General features: G+C 50.2%; 27 protein-coding genes. 21 read left to right on the top strand and 6 right to left on the bottom strand.

Features of this window, described 5'->3' with window-relative positions; genetic code table 11:
- Positions 1-11: 11 nt before the first annotated feature.
- The 16 genes from rpsH (at position 12) to GEAM_RS16585 (ending at position 8,173) form a co-directional block, all read left to right on the top strand.
- Positions 12-404: a 30S ribosomal protein S8 gene (gene rpsH / locus GEAM_RS16660; RefSeq protein ID WP_013573697.1), complete on the top strand. Its 393-nt coding sequence runs from the start codon at positions 12-14 to the stop codon at positions 402-404.
- Between the two features lie 13 nt (positions 405-417).
- Positions 418-951: a 50S ribosomal protein L6 gene (gene rplF, locus GEAM_RS16655; protein WP_034793673.1), complete on the top strand. Its 534-nt coding sequence runs from the start codon at positions 418-420 to the stop codon at positions 949-951.
- 9 nt (positions 952-960) lie between these two features.
- A complete protein-coding gene (gene rplR / locus GEAM_RS16650; RefSeq protein WP_034793671.1) occupies positions 961-1,314 on the top strand; it encodes a 50S ribosomal protein L18 in 354 nt (117 codons plus the stop codon).
- A gap of 14 nt (positions 1,315-1,328) precedes the next feature.
- Complete coding sequence (rpsE, locus tag GEAM_RS16645) at positions 1,329-1,829, top strand: 30S ribosomal protein S5 (RefSeq protein WP_013573700.1); 501 nt, start codon at positions 1,329-1,331, stop codon at positions 1,827-1,829.
- Positions 1,830-1,835: 6 nt separating this feature from the next.
- A complete protein-coding gene (gene rpmD, locus GEAM_RS16640) occupies positions 1,836-2,015 on the top strand; it encodes a 50S ribosomal protein L30 (protein ID WP_013573701.1) in 180 nt (59 codons plus the stop codon).
- 3 nt (positions 2,016-2,018) lie between these two features.
- Positions 2,019-2,453, top strand: coding sequence for a 50S ribosomal protein L15 (rplO, locus tag GEAM_RS16635; RefSeq protein WP_034793669.1), 435 nt, complete (start codon positions 2,019-2,021; stop codon positions 2,451-2,453).
- A gap of 7 nt (positions 2,454-2,460) precedes the next feature.
- Entirely contained in the window at positions 2,461-3,792 is a 1,332-nt protein-coding gene (gene secY / locus GEAM_RS16630; protein WP_034793668.1) for a preprotein translocase subunit SecY, read from the top strand.
- 33 nt (positions 3,793-3,825) lie between these two features.
- Positions 3,826-3,942, top strand: a complete 117-nt coding sequence (gene rpmJ, locus GEAM_RS16625) for a 50S ribosomal protein L36 (protein WP_012768118.1) — start codon at positions 3,826-3,828, stop codon at positions 3,940-3,942.
- A gap of 148 nt (positions 3,943-4,090) precedes the next feature.
- On the top strand, positions 4,091-4,447 hold the full coding sequence (rpsM, locus tag GEAM_RS16620) for a 30S ribosomal protein S13 (RefSeq protein WP_034793665.1): 357 nt from the start codon (positions 4,091-4,093) through the stop codon (positions 4,445-4,447).
- A gap of 17 nt (positions 4,448-4,464) precedes the next feature.
- Positions 4,465-4,854 carry a 30S ribosomal protein S11 gene (rpsK, locus tag GEAM_RS16615; RefSeq protein ID WP_004929731.1) on the top strand — a complete coding sequence of 130 codons (390 nt, stop codon included), beginning with the start codon at positions 4,465-4,467 and terminating at the stop codon, positions 4,852-4,854.
- A 30-nt stretch (positions 4,855-4,884) separates the two neighbouring features.
- On the top strand, positions 4,885-5,505 hold the full coding sequence (gene rpsD, locus GEAM_RS16610) for a 30S ribosomal protein S4 (RefSeq protein WP_034793662.1): 621 nt from the start codon (positions 4,885-4,887) through the stop codon (positions 5,503-5,505).
- A 25-nt stretch (positions 5,506-5,530) separates the two neighbouring features.
- Positions 5,531-6,520, top strand: coding sequence for a DNA-directed RNA polymerase subunit alpha (locus GEAM_RS16605; RefSeq protein WP_002919219.1), 990 nt, complete (start codon positions 5,531-5,533; stop codon positions 6,518-6,520).
- A gap of 40 nt (positions 6,521-6,560) precedes the next feature.
- The gene (gene rplQ / locus GEAM_RS16600; RefSeq protein ID WP_034793661.1) at positions 6,561-6,950 is read left to right on the top strand and encodes a 50S ribosomal protein L17; all 390 of its coding nucleotides are present in this window, start codon (positions 6,561-6,563) and stop codon (positions 6,948-6,950) included.
- Positions 6,951-7,131: 181 nt separating this feature from the next.
- The gene (locus GEAM_RS16595; RefSeq protein WP_034793660.1) at positions 7,132-7,500 is read left to right on the top strand and encodes a DnaJ family domain-containing protein; all 369 of its coding nucleotides are present in this window, start codon (positions 7,132-7,134) and stop codon (positions 7,498-7,500) included.
- 1 nt (position 7,501) lies between these two features.
- Positions 7,502-7,918 (top strand): Zn(2+)-responsive transcriptional regulator, encoded by a 417-nt coding sequence (gene zntR / locus GEAM_RS16590; RefSeq protein ID WP_034793659.1) that lies wholly within the window; start codon positions 7,502-7,504, stop codon positions 7,916-7,918.
- Positions 7,919-7,972: 54 nt separating this feature from the next.
- Positions 7,973-8,173 carry an alternative ribosome-rescue factor A gene (locus GEAM_RS16585; protein WP_034793658.1) on the top strand — a complete coding sequence of 67 codons (201 nt, stop codon included), beginning with the start codon at positions 7,973-7,975 and terminating at the stop codon, positions 8,171-8,173.
- Between the two features lie 51 nt (positions 8,174-8,224).
- Here GEAM_RS16585 and mscL read toward each other — a convergent pair whose 3' ends face one another.
- The 5 genes from mscL to def form a co-directional block, all read right to left on the bottom strand.
- On the bottom strand, positions 8,225-8,641 hold the full coding sequence (gene mscL, locus GEAM_RS16580) for a large-conductance mechanosensitive channel protein MscL (RefSeq protein ID WP_034793655.1): 417 nt from the start codon (positions 8,639-8,641) through the stop codon (positions 8,225-8,227).
- Positions 8,642-8,767: 126 nt separating this feature from the next.
- Positions 8,768-10,144 carry a Trk system potassium transporter TrkA gene (gene trkA, locus GEAM_RS16575; RefSeq protein WP_034793653.1) on the bottom strand — a complete coding sequence of 459 codons (1,377 nt, stop codon included), beginning with the start codon at positions 10,142-10,144 and terminating at the stop codon, positions 8,768-8,770.
- Between the two features lie 24 nt (positions 10,145-10,168).
- Entirely contained in the window at positions 10,169-11,464 is a 1,296-nt protein-coding gene (gene rsmB / locus GEAM_RS16570; RefSeq protein ID WP_034793650.1) for a 16S rRNA (cytosine(967)-C(5))-methyltransferase RsmB, read from the bottom strand.
- A gap of 74 nt (positions 11,465-11,538) precedes the next feature.
- Positions 11,539-12,474, bottom strand: a complete 936-nt coding sequence (fmt, locus tag GEAM_RS16565) for a methionyl-tRNA formyltransferase (protein WP_034793648.1) — start codon at positions 12,472-12,474, stop codon at positions 11,539-11,541.
- Positions 12,475-12,499: 25 nt separating this feature from the next.
- Positions 12,500-13,012: a peptide deformylase gene (gene def / locus GEAM_RS16560; RefSeq protein WP_034793647.1), complete on the bottom strand. Its 513-nt coding sequence runs from the start codon at positions 13,010-13,012 to the stop codon at positions 12,500-12,502.
- A gap of 130 nt (positions 13,013-13,142) precedes the next feature.
- On the opposite strand from def, the gene dprA reads away from it, so the two are divergent.
- From dprA to aroE, 5 genes are read left to right on the top strand one after another with little or no spacing between them, the layout of a single operon-like run.
- Complete coding sequence (gene dprA, locus GEAM_RS16555) at positions 13,143-14,312, top strand: DNA-protecting protein DprA (RefSeq protein ID WP_034794113.1); 1,170 nt, start codon at positions 13,143-13,145, stop codon at positions 14,310-14,312.
- Entirely contained in the window at positions 14,284-14,757 is a 474-nt protein-coding gene (locus tag GEAM_RS16550) for a DUF494 family protein (RefSeq protein WP_034793645.1), read from the top strand. The genes dprA and GEAM_RS16550 overlap by 29 nt, the downstream gene beginning before the upstream one ends.
- Positions 14,758-14,780: 23 nt before the next feature.
- The gene (locus GEAM_RS22830) at positions 14,781-15,341 is read left to right on the top strand and encodes a DNA topoisomerase family protein (protein WP_072009916.1); all 561 of its coding nucleotides are present in this window, start codon (positions 14,781-14,783) and stop codon (positions 15,339-15,341) included.
- The gene (gene tsaC / locus GEAM_RS16540) at positions 15,334-15,903 is read left to right on the top strand and encodes an L-threonylcarbamoyladenylate synthase type 1 TsaC (protein WP_034793641.1); all 570 of its coding nucleotides are present in this window, start codon (positions 15,334-15,336) and stop codon (positions 15,901-15,903) included. Before GEAM_RS22830 ends, tsaC begins: the two co-directional genes overlap by 8 nt.
- 11 nt (positions 15,904-15,914) lie before the next feature.
- Complete coding sequence (aroE, locus tag GEAM_RS16535; RefSeq protein WP_034793639.1) at positions 15,915-16,733, top strand: shikimate dehydrogenase; 819 nt, start codon at positions 15,915-15,917, stop codon at positions 16,731-16,733.
- Between the two features lie 60 nt (positions 16,734-16,793).
- Here the strand turns inward: aroE and GEAM_RS16530 are convergent, their stop codons facing one another.
- Positions 16,794-17,360: a gamma carbonic anhydrase family protein gene (locus GEAM_RS16530; RefSeq protein WP_034793636.1), complete on the bottom strand. Its 567-nt coding sequence runs from the start codon at positions 17,358-17,360 to the stop codon at positions 16,794-16,796.
- Positions 17,361-17,582 lie beyond the last annotated feature (222 nt).

The raw sequence follows: 17,582 nt of genomic DNA, 5'->3' as shown, positions 1-17,582 counted from the left end.
AGTAAAGACAGATGAGCATGCAAGATCCGATCGCGGATATGCTGACCCGTATCCGTAACGGTCAAGCCGCGAACAAAGTTGCGGTCACCATGCCTTCCTCCAAGCTGAAAGTGGCAATTGCCAACGTGCTGAAGGAAGAAGGTTATATTGAAGAATTTAAAATCGAAGGCGACGCCAAACCTGAACTGGAATTAGTACTGAAGTACTTCCAGGGCAAGGCAGTGGTAGAAAGCATTCAACGTATCAGCCGTCCAGGTCTGCGCATCTATAAGAAAAAAGATGAGCTGCCAAAAGTAATGGCCGGTATGGGTATCGCTGTTATTTCTACCTCTAAAGGTGTTATGACTGATCGTGCAGCTCGCCAGGCTGGTCTTGGTGGCGAGATTATCTGCTACGTAGCTTAATCGGGAGGAAAGAATGTCTCGTGTTGCAAAAGCACCCGTCGTCATTCCTGCCGGCGTAGAGGTAAAACTCAACGGTCAGGTTATTACGATTAAGGGTAAAAACGGCGAGCTGTCACGTACTATCCATGACGCCGTTGTAGTAAAACAGGAAGAAAACACCATCACTTTCACCCCGCGTGAAGGTTTTGTTGACGGTTGGGCCCAAGCGGGTACTACTCGTGCACTGTTGAACGCAATGGTTGTTGGTGTTACCGATGGCTTCACTAAAAAGCTTCAATTGGTTGGCGTTGGTTATCGTGCTGCCGTTAAAGGCAATGTGGTGAATTTAGCTTTAGGCTTCTCTCACCCAGTAGATCACCAGCTGCCGGAAGGCATCACTGCTGAATGTCCGACCCAAACTGAAATCGTGCTGAAAGGCGCTGATAAACAAGTTATCGGTCAGGTTGCAGCGGATTTACGTGCCTACCGTCGTCCTGAGCCTTATAAAGGCAAGGGTGTCCGTTACGCCGACGAAGTCGTGCGTACCAAAGAGGCTAAGAAGAAGTAAGGTAACACTATGGATAAGAAATCTGCTCGTATCCGTCGTGCGACCCGCGCACGCCGCAAGCTCAAAGAATTGGGTGCGACACGTCTGGTGGTACATCGTACCCCGCGTCATATTTACGCACAGGTTATCGCACCAAACGGTTCTGAAGTATTAGTTGCTGCATCTACTGTAGAAAAAACTATTACTGAGCAACTGAAGTATACCGGCAACAAAGATGCTGCCACTGCTGTAGGTAAAGCTATCGCAGAACGCGCATTGGAAAAAGGGATCACGAAAGTATCCTTTGACCGTTCCGGTTTCCAATATCATGGTCGAGTCCAGGCACTGGCAGATGCTGCCCGTGAAGCTGGCCTTCAGTTCTAAGGAAGAGGTTTAAGATGGCTCACATCGAAAAACAAGCTGGCGAACTGCAGGAAAAGCTGATCGCGGTAAACCGCGTATCTAAAACCGTAAAAGGTGGCCGTATCTTCAGCTTTACCGCACTGACAGTAGTTGGTGATGGTAACGGTCGCGTTGGTTTTGGCTACGGCAAAGCACGCGAAGTTCCGGCAGCGATCCAGAAAGCGATGGAAAAAGCCCGTCGCAACATGATGAATGTCGCGCTGAACAGCGGCACCCTGCAGCATCCTGTTAAAGGTGCTCATACGGGTTCCCGTGTGTTCATGCAGCCGGCTTCCGAAGGTACCGGTATTATCGCCGGTGGTGCAATGCGTGCCGTCCTGGAAGTCGCTGGGGTGCATAACGTATTGGCTAAAGCTTATGGTTCTACAAACCCGATCAACGTGGTTCGTGCAACTATCGACGCTCTGGCAAATATGAAATCCCCACAAATGGTCGCTGCCAAGCGTGGTAAATCCGTTGAAGAAATTCTGGGGTAATTAACCATGGCAAAGACTATTAAAGTAACACAAACTCGCAGCTCTATTGGCCGCTTGCCGAAACACAAGGCAACGCTGTTAGGCTTAGGTCTGCGTCGTATTGGTCATACTGTAGAGCGTGAGGATACTCCTGCTGTACGCGGTATGATCAACCTGGTTTCCTACATGGTTAAGGTTGAGGAGTAAGAGATGCGTTTAAATACTCTGTCTCCGGCTGAAGGTGCCAAACAAGCGCCGAAGCGTGTAGGTCGTGGTATTGGTTCTGGCCTGGGTAAAACCGGCGGTCGTGGTCACAAAGGTCAGAACTCACGTTCTGGTGGTGGCGTACGTCGTGGTTTTGAAGGTGGTCAGATGCCTTTATACCGTCGTTTGCCGAAATTCGGCTTCACCTCTCGTAAAGCAATGATCACGGCAGAAGTTCGTCTGTCTGAACTTGCTCTTGTAGAAGGCGACGTAATCGACCTGAGCACGCTGAAAGCCGCTAACGTAGTTGGTATCCAGATCGAGTTCGCGAAAGTTATTCTTTCTGGCGAAGTTGGTCGTGCGGTAACTCTGCGTGGTTTGCGTGTCACCAAAGGCGCTCGTGCTGCTATCGAAGCTGCTGGCGGTAAAATTGAGGAATAAGTAGCAGATGGCTAAGCAACCGGGGTTAGATTTCCAAAGTGCCAAGGGTGGACTAGGCGAACTGAAGCGCAGACTTTTGTTTGTTATCGGTGCGTTGATCGTTTTCCGTATCGGCTCTTTTATTCCGATCCCTGGTATTGATGCCACTGTACTTGCCAAATTGCTCGAGCAGCAAAGAGGCACCATCATTGAAATGTTTAACATGTTCTCTGGTGGTGCTCTCAGCCGTGCTTCTATCTTTGCATTGGGTATCATGCCGTACATTTCGGCATCGATTATTATCCAGCTGCTGACGGTGGTTCATCCAGCGTTAGCAGAGATTAAGAAAGAAGGGGAGGCTGGCCGTCGTAAGATTAGCCAGTACACTCGCTACGGTACGCTGGTATTAGCTGTGTTCCAGTCAATCGGTATTGCTACCGGTTTACCGAACATGCCTGGTATGCAAGGCCTGGTGTTAAACCCAGGCTTTGCCTTCTACTTTACAGCGGTTGTGAGCTTGGTCACCGGGACAATGTTCCTGATGTGGTTAGGCGAGCAGATTACTGAACGCGGTATCGGTAACGGTATCTCAATCATAATTTTCGCAGGTATCGTAGCAGGTCTGCCACCGGCAGTAGCTCATACTATCGAACAAGCTCGGCAAGGCGACCTGCACTTCCTCCTGTTGCTGTTGGTTGCAGTTTTAGTGTTTGCAGTGACTTTCTTTGTTGTGTTTGTAGAGCGTGGCCAACGTCGTATCGTCGTTAACTATGCTAAACGTCAACAAGGTCGTCGTGTTTATGCAGCACAGAGCACGCACTTACCGTTGAAAGTGAATATGGCCGGGGTTATCCCAGCGATCTTCGCTTCCAGCATTATTCTGTTCCCTGCCACGATTGCATCATGGTTTGGGGGCGGGACTGGTTGGAACTGGCTGACTACGATTTCGCTGTATTTGCAGCCTGGGCAACCGCTTTATGTGTTACTCTATGCGACTGCAATCATCTTCTTCTGTTTCTTTTATACTGCGTTGGTTTTCAACCCACGCGAGACAGCAGATAACCTGAAGAAGTCCGGTGCATTTGTACCAGGAATTCGTCCGGGAGAGCAAACGGCGAAGTACATCGATAAAGTAATGACTCGTTTAACCTTAATCGGTGCGATGTATATTACTTTCATCTGCCTTATCCCGGAGTTCATGCGTGACGCAATGAAAGTGCCATTCTACTTTGGTGGTACCTCACTACTAATCGTAGTTGTCGTCATTATGGACTTTATGGCTCAAGTGCAAACTCTGATGATGTCAAGTCAGTACGAGTCTGCATTGAAGAAAGCAAACCTGAAAGGCTATAACCGCTAATCTGGTGCGTTTGCGAAGTTACGGAGAGTAAAAATGAAAGTTCGTGCTTCCGTCAAGAAATTATGTCGTAACTGCAAAATCGTTAAGCGTAACGGTATCGTTCGCGTAATCTGCAGCGCCGAGCCGAAGCATAAACAGCGTCAAGGCTGATTATCTCGCATATTTTTCTTGCAAAGTTGGGTTGAGCTGGCTAGATTAGCCAGCCAATCTTTTGTATGTAAGCTGCAACACTATTTGAGTATCCTGAAAACGGGCTTTTCAGAATGGTGTTGCCGTATATAAATAGTAGGAGTGCATAGTGGCCCGTATAGCAGGCATTAACATTCCTGATCAAAAACATACCGTGATCGCATTAACTTCGATCTACGGCATCGGTAAAACCCGTTCACAGGCTATCTGTGCAGCGTCGGGTATTGCTGAAAATGTTAAGATCAGTGAGCTGTCTGAAGAGCAAATCGAAAAGCTGCGTGACGAAGTTGCCAAGTTCATTGTTGAAGGTGATCTGCGTCGTGAAGTCACCCTGAGCATCAAGCGTCTTATGGACCTTGGGACTTATCGTGGTTTGCGTCATCGTCGTGGTCTTCCAGTGCGCGGTCAGCGTACTAAGACTAACGCACGTACCCGTAAGGGTCCGCGTAAACCGATCAAGAAATAATCGGGGTGATTGAATAAATGGCAAAGGCACCTGTTCGTACACGTAAACGTGTAAGAAAACAAGTCTCTGACGGCGTGGCTCATATCCATGCTTCTTTCAACAACACCATTGTAACCATTACCGATCGTCAGGGTAATGCTTTGGGTTGGGCAACAGCTGGTGGTTCCGGTTTCCGTGGTTCTCGTAAATCCACTCCGTTCGCAGCTCAGGTTGCAGCAGAGCGCTGCGCTGACGCAGTGAAAGAATACGGTATCAAGAATCTGGAAGTTATGGTTAAAGGACCTGGTCCTGGTCGTGAGTCTACTATCCGCGCATTAAACGCGGCTGGTTTCCGCATCACTAATATTACTGATGTGACTCCTATCCCTCATAACGGTTGTCGTCCGCCGAAAAAGCGTCGCGTATAACGCTGCTTTTAGGATTGTTGGAGAGAGAAAATGGCAAGATATTTGGGTCCTAAGCTCAAGCTTAGCCGTCGTGAGGGCACAGATTTATTCCTTAAATCTGGCGTTCGAGCGATCGATACCAAGTGTAAAATTGAACAAGCTCCTGGTCAGCATGGTGCGCGTAAACCGCGTCTGTCTGACTATGGTGTGCAGTTGCGTGAAAAGCAAAAAGTTCGCCGTATCTATGGCATCTTAGAGCGTCAATTCCGTAACTATTATAAAGAAGCTGCTCGCCTTAAAGGCAACACCGGTGAAAACCTGTTGCAACTACTTGAAGGGCGTTTGGACAACGTTGTTTATCGTATGGGCTTCGGCGCTACTCGTGCGGAATCGCGCCAGTTAGTTAGCCACAAAGCTATTATGGTAAACGGTCGCGTTGTTAACATCGCTTCTTATCAGGTATCTCCGAATGACGTTGTCAGCATCCGTGAGAAAGCTAAAAAGCAATCTCGCGTTAAGGCCGCTTTGGAGTTGGCTGAACAGCGTGAAAAGCCGACTTGGCTTGAAGTTGATGCTGCGAAGATGGAAGGTGTGTTCAAGCGTAAGCCTGAGCGTACTGATCTGTCTGCTGACATTAACGAACACCTGATCGTCGAGCTTTACTCTAAGTAAAGCTTAGTACCAAAGAGAGGACACAATGCAGGGTTCTGTGACAGAGTTTCTAAAACCGCGCCTGGTAGATATCGAGCAAGTCAGTTCGACGCACGCCAAGGTGACCCTTGAGCCTTTAGAACGTGGCTTTGGCCATACTTTAGGCAACGCACTGCGCCGTATTCTGCTTTCATCCATGCCGGGTTGCGCGGTGACCGAGGTTGAGATTGATGGTGTACTGCATGAGTACAGCACCAAAGAAGGCGTACAGGAAGATATCCTGGAGATCCTGCTCAACCTGAAAGGGCTGGCGGTGAGAGTTCAAGGGAAAGATGAAGTTATTCTTACCCTGAATAAGTCTGGCATTGGCCCTGTGACTGCAGCCGACATTACCCATGATGGTGATGTCGAAATCGTCAAGCCGCAACACGTTATCTGCCACCTGACCGATGAGAACGCAGCTATTAGCATGCGTATCAAAGTTCAGCGCGGTCGTGGTTATGTGCCGGCGTCTGCCCGAATTCATTCGGAAGAAGATGAGCGCCCAATTGGCCGTCTGTTAGTAGATGCATGCTACAGCCCTGTAGAGCGTATTGCCTACAATGTTGAAGCAGCGCGTGTAGAACAGCGCACCGATTTGGACAAGCTGGTTATCGAAATGGAAACCAACGGTACGATCGATCCTGAAGAGGCGATCCGTCGTGCGGCAACCATTCTTGCTGAACAACTTGAAGCTTTCGTTGATTTACGTGATGTACGTCAGCCGGAAGTTAAAGAAGAGAAGCCAGAATTCGATCCAATCTTGTTGCGCCCTGTTGACGATCTGGAATTGACTGTCCGCTCTGCTAACTGCCTCAAAGCAGAAGCAATCCACTACATCGGTGATCTGGTACAGCGCACTGAGGTTGAGCTACTTAAAACGCCTAACCTTGGTAAAAAATCTCTTACTGAGATTAAAGATGTGCTTGCTTCCCGTGGTTTGTCTCTGGGCATGCGCCTAGAAAACTGGCCACCAGCAAGCATCGCTGACGAGTAACCGGATCACAGGTTAAGGTTTTACTGAGAAGGATAAGGTCATGCGCCATCGTAAGAGTGGTCGTCAACTGAACCGTAACAGCAGCCACAGACAGGCTATGTTCCGTAACATGGCCGGCTCTTTGGTTCGTCATGAAATCATCAAGACGACCCTGCCGAAAGCGAAAGAGCTGCGTCGCGTTGTTGAGCCGCTGATTACTCTTGCCAAGACCGACAACGTTGCAAATCGTCGTCTGGCATTCGCCCGTACTCGTGATAACGAGATCGTGGCAAAACTGTTTAATGAACTGGGCCCGCGTTTCGCGAGCCGTGCCGGTGGTTACACTCGTATTCTTAAGTGTGGCTTCCGTGCAGGCGACAATGCGCCGATGGCATACATCGAGCTCGTTGATCGTGCAGAGTCACAAGCAGAAGTAGCAACTGCTGAATAATCTGTAGATGCATGAAAAAACCGGGCTTGCCCGGTTTTTTTACGCCTGTCGTTAACTCGTAGTTCCCCAGCCTTTTCCCTGCTACATTTCCATCAGCGCCAGAAAGCATCTTTTCTCTAACTTTTTCCTATTCAGCCGTTATCTTTTTCTAATACGCACTATTTTGCTTACTGGAGAGCTTATGTTTCTTGGTGATGCCATGGCCGAGCAAAAAATTGCCGAAGCTATTAAGAAAGGTGAATTGGACAATCTGCCAGGCGCCGGTAGTCCACTGCTTCTTGACGACGACAGCGACGTGCCTGCCGAGCTGAGAATGGCCTATCGAATCCTCAAGAACTCTGGCTTTTTACCGCCCGAGTTACAGGATAGAAAAGAGGCCCTTGAGCTGAACCAGCTGTTGCAAACGTTGACTGCGGATGATGCCAGGTTTACTGAGTTAGAGAAGAGAGTAAAATTACTTGAGCTGAGGTTGCAGCAGGCAGGTCAGAATACCGACTTCTTACGCGGCGATTATCAAAACCCGCTGCTTGAAAGATTGCGAGGTAAGTAGCATGTATAAGATAGGCGAGCTTGCGAAGCTGGCAGACGTGAGTACCGACACGGTTCGCTACTACGAGAAACAGGGGATGATGGAATGCGGCGAAAGAAGTGATTCTGGCTATCGCCAATATAACAATCGAGATTTGCAGCGTCTGCGCTTCATTCGCTATGCAAAAACCACGGGCTTTACGCTGGAAGCTATCAAAGAGCTGCTTTCTTTGAGAATCGATCCGGCGCATCATACCTGTCAGGAATCCAAGTCCATCGTGGATAGTAGACTGGCGGAAGTAGAAGCCAAGCTGAGTGAATTAGAGCGAATGAAAGATTCCCTGACGCGCCTAAGCAAAGCGTGCTGTGGTTCTTCGCATTCCAGCGCAAGTTGCTCTATTCTTGAGGCGCTCGAGGCTGGTGCTGTTAAAGAAAAATAAGCTCGGTGTCTCGGTTTGAAGAAGCGAAACAATAAAGTTAATTAAGAGGTCAACATGAGTAGCTACAAGCATCAAAAAGGTGTCATTCAGGACAACGCGATTCAGGCTCTGTTGCATGATCCACTGTTCAGACAGCGAGTAGAAAAGAATCTCAAAGGCAAAGGCAGTTATCGTAGAAAAGAGAAGAACGGCAAGAAGGGTTATCAGGAGGGCAGTGCTAAGCACTTATTCGGGTTCTTAGCACTGTCCTTCTAGTATAAAAAAAGCCATCAGATGATGGCTTTTTCATGGGTAAACGAACTGCTTTTACAATCTTGGCGTTTGCTGTTGTTTAAGCAAATCGCGGATTTCTGTCAGCAAGGTTTCTTCTGCTGTTGGTTTTGGTGGCTCAGCTGGAGCAGCTTCTTCTTTACGACGCATCTTGTTCATCAATTTGACGGCACAGAAGATGGCCAAAGCAACAATCACAAAGTCAAAAATGTTCTGAATAAACACACCATACTTCATGACAACCGCAGGCACTGTGCCCTGAGCTTCGCGTATAACCCATTCGAACTGCTTGAAATCCACCCCGCCGATTAACAAGCCCAGTGGTGGCATAATAATATCTGCGACCAGCGAAGACACAATTTTGCCGAATGCTGCACCGATGATCACACCGACTGCAAGATCGACAACATTGCCACGCATGGCAAACTCACGAAACTCTTTCATAAAACTCATAAAACATCCCCTTGGCAAATCGATACTTTGTGTCAAACAAAGTAAAGACCATTTGTTGCGTCCGCGCTACAAAAGTTGAAGAATTGATTCCAATTCATTGATAAATATTCAAACACCCGCGTCATTTTATAAGAAAAATGGACTCGGCTGGAACAATCTCTCGACGTCGCGCACGAATTTCTTATCAGTGATGAACATGATCACGTGGTCACCCTGCTGAATGCGGCTCGCTCCGTTGGCGATAATCACTTCATTACCCCTGACGATAGCGCCGATGGTGGTACCCGGCGGCAGCTTAATCTGTTCGACGGTTCTGCCGACGACGCGCGAAGTGCTCTCATCCCCGTGAGCAATAGCCTCGATGGCTTCCGCCACGCCACGGCGAAGAGAGGAGACGCTGACAATATCCGCTTTACGCACGTGACCCAGCAGCGCTGAAATGGTCGCTTGCTGCGGGGAAATGGCGATATCAATAACGCTGCCCTGCACCAAGTCGACATAAGCCCCGCGCTGGATAAGCACCATGGCTTTTTTGGCACCCATGCGCTTGGCCAGCATGGCCGACATGATGTTGGCTTCATCATCATTGGTAATAGCGATAAACACGTCGACCTGCTCGATATGCTCTTCGGCGAGCAGCTCTTGGTCAGAGGCGTCGCCGTAGAACACGATGGTGTCTTGCAAGATCTCGGCAAGTTCAGCGGCCCTTTGCTGATTACGTTCGATAAGTTTTACGCTGTAATTCTTCTCTAAACGCTGAGCCAGACCTGCACCAACATTCCCGCCGCCGACAATCATGATGCGTTTATAAGGCTTTTCCAAACGTTGAAGCTCGCTCATCACGGCGCGAATGTGCTGCGAGGCCGCAACGAAGAAGACTTCATCGCCGGCTTCAATAATGGTCGAGCCTTGTGGGCGAATAGGCCGATCTTGGCGGAAGATAGCCGCCACGCGAGTCTCAATGTGCGGCATATGCTCGCGCATGGATGACAGGGCGCTGCCGACCAATGGGCCGCCGTAATAGGCTTTGACCGCCGCGATGCTGACTTTACCTTCGGCAAAGTTGACCACTTGCAGAGCGCCCGGATACTCAATCAGCTTGTAGATGTAATCGATAACCAGCTGCTCGGGCGAGATCAGGTGATCAATTGGCACGGCTTCCGGCTTGAAGAGCTTTTCTGATTCACGGATATATTCAGAAGAACGAATACGCGCGATACGGTTGGGCGTGTTGAAAAGCGAGTAGGCAATCTGGCACGCCACCATGTTAGTTTCGTCAGAATTGGTCACCGCAACCAGCATATCGGCATCTTCTGCACCGGCTTCGCGCAGCACTCTTGGGTGCGAGCCATATCCCTGAACCACCCGCAGGTCGAACTTATCCTGAAGCTGGCGCAAACGTGACATGTTGGTGTCAACGACGGTGATGTCGTTGTTTTCACCCACCAAGTTCTCAGCCAGTGTCCCGCCAACCTGCCCGGCACCAAGAATAATAATTTTCATAAGAGGCTCATTCTCGCTTAGGAATTACTTCGCTGACTTAATCAGTTTAGCGTAATAGAAGCCGTCGCCATCTTCAGCGTGAGGCAAGTTCTGTCTGCCCGGATTTTCCAGACTGCCAGTCTCAACCAGCTGCGCTTCCGGGTGGTCGTGCAGGAATGCTTTTATCTGCTGGCTGTTCTCTTCTGGCAAAATCGAGCATGTCGCATAGACCATCACGCCATTCGGCTTCAAGCGTGGCCAAATAGCGTCGAGAATTTCGCGCTGCAAGCCTGCCAGCTCGGCAATATCACTGTCGCGGCGCAGCCACTTGATGTCTGGATGGCGGCGGATCACGCCAGTTGCAGAGCAAGGCGCATCGAGCAAAATCTTGTCGAACTGACGATCGCCAGCCCAAGACTGCGGCTCGCGACCATCGCCTTGTTTAACTTCGGCATGCAATTTCAGCCGTTGCAGGTTTTCATTTACGCGGACCAGCCGTTGTTTATCCACATCCACCGCAAGCACGTGGGCCTTTGGCGCGGCTTCCAGAATATGAGTGGTTTTCCCGCCCGGCGCGCAGCACAGGTCGAGGATCATCTCGCCATCTTGTGGATCAAGAAGATCAACACTGCCTTGGGCTGAGGCATCTTGCACCGTCACCCAACCCTCGGCAAAACCGGGTAATTCGGACACGGCTGAAGGCGTTAGCAATCGCAGGGCATCGGCATATTCAGGGTGAGGAGCAGCATCGATGCCGGCGGCTTGCAGCAGAGCCAGATATTCATCGCGCGAATGATGGATGCGATTTACGCGTAACCACATTGGCGGACGCTGGTTATTGGCTTCAATGATGGCTTCCCACTGCTCTGGGTAAGCCTTCTTAATGCGATTGAGCAGCCAGCTAGGGTGCAGGTAGCGACTGTCCGTATTCTCCATTCGCTGAATCAAATCTTCCTGCTGGCGCTGGAATTGGCGCAATACGCCATTAATCAGACCTTTCAGCTGCGGGCGTTTCAGCGCCACGGCACCTTCAACGGTTTCAGCTAATGCTGCGTGAGCGGGAATACGCGTGTGGACCAACTGATAGATGCCCACCATCAGCAGATAATGCAAAGTACGCTGCTTACCTGTGAGGGGTTTAGCCATCAGCTGCTGCAAACACCATTCGAGCTGTGGCAGAACGCGCAGCGTCCCGAAGCACAACTCTTGCAGTAAACCGCGATCCTTCTCGGAAATATTCTTTTGTAACCCTGGTAAAACGGTAGAAAGAGACTGGCCTTGATCAAGAACCTGGCTGATGGCTTTTGCAGCGATGCTGCGGAGATTATAGGTTGTTTTCATAGTCAGAAAGGCTGCAAAGGTCAGCTTATTAGAAGGAAATGACCCGGCGGGTGGCCGGGTACGATTGGCAATGATTAGGCGAGAATATTGCCTTCAATAAACCATTCGCGGCGTGAATTAAGGATGTCTTGGACTGACATCGCTTTCTTGCCCGCCGGCTGTAATTGCAAGATATTCAAAATACCGTCAGAAGTAGCGACCTGTATCCCGGCTTTTCCAGCCGCGATTATTGTGCCCGGTTGGGCTGAGGTCTGCTGATCCAGAGCCTCGGCTTGCCACACTTTTACCGGCTGCTCATCAATGACGAAATAGCTCATTGGCCACGGATTGAAAGCGCGAATGCAGCGCTCAAGCTGTTTGGCAGAGAGCGACCAGTCTAAACGCGCCTCTTCCTTACTCAGCTTTTCGGCATACGTCACCAGAGCTTCATCCTGAACTTCCGGACGCGCCGTGCCTTCTGCTAACTGCTGTAATGTTGCCAGCATGCCGGTCGGGCCAAGCTCTGCCAGTTTGTTATACAGCGTGGCGCTAGTATCCTGCGGCTCAATATCGCATTCGATCTTGTGCAGCATGTTGCCGGTATCCAGACCAACGTCCATTTGCATGATGGTGATGCCCGTTTGGCTATCGCCTGCCCACAAAGAACGCTGAATCGGCGCGGCACCACGCCAGCGCGGCAGCAGTGAGCCATGGACATTGATGCAGCCCAGTTTTGGCATATCTAACACGGCCTGTGGCAGGATAAGCCCATAAGCCACCACCACCATGACATCCGCGTTAAGTTCAGCGACCAGCTGCTGGCTCTCTGCCGGGCGTAATGACTTAGGTTGGAATACAGGAATGCCGTGCTCGAGAGCCAAGGTTTTCACCGGGCTAGGCGTCAGCTTGTTGCCACGGCCAGCAGGGCGGTCTGGCTGAGTAAAGACCCCAACCACCTCATGTTCAGATGTTAAAAGCGCGTCAAGATGACGCGCTGCAAAGTCAGGTGTTCCTGCAAATATAATGCGCAAAGCTCATTCCTGTTATCGACGAAAATCAGTCAGCGCGAGCGTTCAGCTTGGCCATTTTTTCCATCTTCTGGCGGATACGCTGGCGTTTCAGTGGAGACAAGTAATCCACGAAAAGCTTACCGACTAAGTGATCCATTTCATGCTGGATACAGATAGCCAGCAGGTCATCGGCCTCAAGCTCAAAGGATTTGCCATCGCGGTCGAGTGCGCGGATTTTCACTTTCTCAGCACGCGGAATCAAAGCGCGCTGGTCAGGGATCGACAGACAACCTTCCTCGATACCCGTTTCGCCGCTCTGTTCCAGCAGCTCAGGGTTAATCAGCACCAAACGCTCATCGCGGTTCTCAGAGACATCGATAACGATAATACGCTGGTGGATGTCTACCTGAGTTGCGGCCAAACCGATGCCTTCCTCGGCATACATGGTTTCGAACATATCATCCACGATTTGCTGGATTTCGGCGTTAACTTCTTTGACCGGCTTTGCAGTAATGCGAAGACGCTCGTCTGGGAAATGTAAGATGTTTAATACGGACATAAATTTTTTGGATCTTCATTCAAATGATTGACGATATATAGACTCTATTCTAGACATTTCCCGCCCTGATTGACAGCATCCTCTAGCAATTGGAGCAGTAGCCAGCTGGACTTTGTTAAGGAGGATGCGAGTGATACTTAGGGAAATGTGGTTACGTTTGTCAGCGATAAAGCGGCTAAATGCGGCCTCGCTATGCCAGATCGTGGAAGCTTTTATCGGCGGCGGTAAGTGCGACGCTAAATTGCTCAGCTCCTGCGGCCTGAGTGAAGAGCAAATCCAGAGTTTCTTCAATATTGAATCTCAACGCATTTTTACGGCTCTAAATTGGTTAGAAGCTGAGTCGCATCACCTGATCACGCTGCAAGATGCGCATTATCCCTCGATGCTCAAACATATCTCCTCGGCTCCGCCGGTGCTGTTTGTGAAAGGCCAGCTCCCCGTATTGGCGACGCCGCAATTAGCCATGGTCGGCAGTCGCCACTACAGCGATTACGGCGAGCAGTGGGCGCAGTACTTTGCGGCTGGGCTAGTGAGCAGTGGTTTTACAATTACCAGCGGGCTAGCCCTAGGGATTGATGGCATTAGTCATCGCGCCGCGTTGGAGGCAGGAGGAAATACCATTGCGGTGTTGGGAAGCGGGTTGATGAAGATACACCCGCGCAGTCACCTTGGGCTTGCCGATCGCATTCTGGAAAGCGGAGGTGCCTTGGTGTCGGAGCTTTGGCCTGATACTCCGGCGATGCCAGCCAATTTTCCTCGCCGAAATCGAATTATCAGCGGCATGAGCGCGGGCGTGCTGGTGGTCGAAGCCTCTTTACGCAGCGGCTCTCTCATCACGGCGCGTTATGCGTTGGAGCAAGACCGAGACGTCTTTGCCTTGCCCGGCCCGCTAGAGAATGCCACCAGTGTGGGGACTCACTGGCTTATCAAGCAGGGGGCTTATCTGGTGACTGAACCCAATGACATTGCCGAGCAAATCGGTAGCGGGCTGACATGGCTGCCCGCCGCAATTCATGGTTCAACGCCACAAACTGCTTCCAGCGGCGCTCAATCATCAACAAAAGAGATTATTTATGCTCAAGACAACGAAGTTGAATTGCCATTTGCTGATGTGTTGGCTAACGTAGAATATGAGGTGACACCTGTTGACGTCGTCGCCGAACGTGCCGGCCAACCTGTGCCAGACGTGGTAGGTAAACTACTCGAACTGGAGTTAGCAGGATGGATCGCAGCTGTACCCGGCGGCTATGTCCGAATTAGGAGGGCAGGCCATGTTCGACGTACTAATGTACTTATTTGAAACTTACATTCATAACGAAGCGGAGATGAGTGTCGACCAGGATAGGTTAACCGCCGATTTGGCTGAAGCAGGCTTCCATCGGACCGATATCCACAATGCTTTAAATTGGCTTGAAAAGCTCGCCGAGCTGCAAGAAGGTGAAACCCCATCGCACTTACTGGATGCAGACCCCTTTGCATTACGTGTTTATACCAATGAGGAGGCGGGGCGTCTTGATGTCGACTGCCGTGGTTTCTTGTTATTCCTCGAACAGATAAAAGTATTGAATTTCGATACCAGAGAAATGGTTATCGATCGTGTCATGGCTCTCGACACCGAAGAATTTGATCTCGAAGATCTCAAATGGGTCGTATTAATGGTGCTTTTCAATATCCCTGGATATGAAAATGCCTATGAGCAAATGGAAGAGTTACTATTTGAAGTTAATGATGGTTATCTGCATTAGAGATAACGGATAAAGCGTAGCGTATGACAAAAGCAGCACTTTTTGCTGAAAAGCAAAATGAAACATGTCCAGAATGTGGGGCTGTATTGGTGATCCGCAGCGGTCGTCACGGCCCCTTTCTTAGTTGTTCAACATACCCCTCCTGTGAGTATATCCGTCCTTTAAAAAGCCAGGCAGACGGGCATGTTGTTAAAGTCCTTGAGGGGCAATCTTGCCCGAAATGCCAATCCACCATGGTATTGCGTCAGGGGCGTTATGGCATGTTCATTGGGTGCAGCAACTACCCCGAATGTGACCATATTGAGACTATCGATAAACCTGAAGAAACCAGCCTGTCCTGCCCGCAATGCAAACAGGGCCACCTTCTTCAACGTAAATCCCGCTTTGGCAAAGCCTTTCACGCCTGCGACCGTTACCCGGATTGCCAGTTTGTGATAAACAATAAGCCCGTCGCCGGGCAATGCAGTTACTGCCAGTACCCGTTGTTAATGGAAAAGAAAACGGCTCAGGGAGTGAAGCTCTTTTGTGCCAGCAAGTCATGTGGCAAGGCTGTAAACGACATAAACAAAGATCAAGATGAATAACGATAAAGAAATCAATTTCACAGAAGTCCTGAACGCGCTGAACCAGCAGCAAGTGATTGCTTACCCGACTGAGGCCGTTTTTGGCTTGGGCTGCGATCCCGATAGCGAGCTTGCAGTAGAAGAGTTGCTCCGCCTTAAACATCGTCCGCGTGAGAAAGGGCTGATCCTCATCGCCGATAACTATCAGCAGCTTCTTCCTTATATAGATGACAGCGCCCTGACTGATGAGCAGCGCGCAACCATCTTCTCCCAGTGGCCCGGCCCTGTGACTTGGGTGATGCCCGCCAAGGCGACCACCCCTTCGTGGCTGACCGGCCAGTTCTCCACACTTGCCGTACGCGTCACCGACCATCCTTTGGTCAAAGAACTGTGCAGCCGGTTTGGTAAGCCTCTGGTGTCGACCAGTGCGAATCTAAGCGGCCTTGAGCCTTGTCGCTTTGCCGAAGAAGTTAAACAACAGTTTGGCGACGAATTCCCAGTGTTGGAAGGTAATGTCGGCGGACGCCAAAATCCTTCAGAAATCAAAGATGCGCTGACTGGCCATCTTTTCCGTCAAGGTTAAGGAATCTTTCGATGCCCTCTTTCGCCGTGTTTGGCAATCCAATAGCGCACAGCAAATCCCCAAGAATTCATGCTCTTTTCGCCGAGCAAACTGGCATTGAGCATACTTACGGCACCGTGCTGGCGCCTAGTGACGAGTTCGCCGAGTATCTTGACGCTTTCTTTGCCGAGGGGGCGAAAGGAGCGAATATCACCACGCCTTTCAAAGAGCAGGCTTTTGCGAAAGCAGATGAACTGACCGAAAGGGCTTCGATGGCCGGAGCGGTAAATACCCTCAAGAAGCTTGATGATGGGCGACTGCTGGGGGACAACACCGACGGCATCGGCATGCTCAGCGATCTTATTCGATTGGGCATGTTGCATGAAAACGATCGCGTCCTGCTGGTGGGCGCGGGCGGCGCGGCGCGCGGCGTAATTCTTCCGCTGCTTTCCCATCATTGCCAAGTGACACTGGTCAACCGTACCTTTAGCCGCGCCGAGCATCTTAGCGAGCTATTCAAAGGGAAGGGGGAGATCCGCGCTTTGCCGATGGACGGCCTGAATAATGAGAAGTTTGATCTCATCATCAATGCCACAGCCTCGGGCATACACGGCGAGATCCCTGACTTGCCTTCTTCTTTATTGGCGGCAAATACTCGTATCTACGACATGTATTACCAACTCGGCCCGACACCTTTCATTGCGTGGGCGCAACAACATGGCGTTCAAAGCTGTTCGGATGGCTTGGGAATGCTGGTGGGCCAAGCAGCTCATGCATTCCATCTCTGGCATGGCGTTATGCCGGAGATAGAACCTGTCCTCAAGCAGCTCAAACAGGATTTAGTGGGCTGAGTAGATGCCAAAACGCCTGATTCGCATTAACGCGTTCAGGCGTTTCTTCTTATATAAAGTTTATTTCGGGAAGAGCTGCTTTTGATCAGCATCGTTCAGATAAAGATCTTTCCACTTCACATAGTTGTTTGATGAGTAAAGTAACCCTTCGAGTTCCTCGGCGCTAAGCTCCCTGATCTTCTTCACCGGGCTGCCTAAATAGAGATAACCACTTTCCAGCCTTTTGCTCGGAGGCACCAAACTGCCCGCGCCGATCATGACGTCGTCTTCAACTACCACGCCATCCAGCAAAATCGATCCCATACCGACCAAAACGCGATCGCCAATCTTGCAGCCATGCAGCATAGCCTTGTGACCTACGGTGACATCTTCCCCAATAATCAGCGGGAAGCCTTCGGGATTATGCTGGGAGCGATGGGTGACGTGCAAAACACTGCCGTCCTGAACATTGGTTCTGCGGCCGATCACGACTTTATTTACGTCACCCCGGATAGCCACTAATGGCCAGATGCTAACGTCGTCAGCCAGATCAACTTCACCAATGACAACGCTCGAAGGATCAATCATCACGCGATCCCCCGTGGTGGGCGCCGCACCCTGATAGGTGCGCAATGGATAGTGAGACATGAATTACTCCGTTTGAAAGAGATTTAACCTTTGGGAATATAGCCCGTGAAGAAGGGATCACAAACTTACAGTGGATAAGATCGAAGAGAAAATCAGCTTATCGAGCAAGATCACAACGAAAGGGTGGAAAAGTACGCAGTTGATCATTTTATTCGAAAAAACGCTTGTGGAAAAAACAGGGATCCCTATAATGCCGCTCCATCGACAGGGAACAACGTGAAC

It is taken from the genome of Ewingella americana ATCC 33852 (genome assembly GCF_000735345.1).
Lineage (GTDB): Bacteria > Pseudomonadota > Gammaproteobacteria > Enterobacterales > Enterobacteriaceae > Ewingella > Ewingella americana.
The sequence above is the reverse complement of the archived record's forward strand: the minus strand, read 5'-3'. Positions and strand labels throughout refer to the sequence as shown.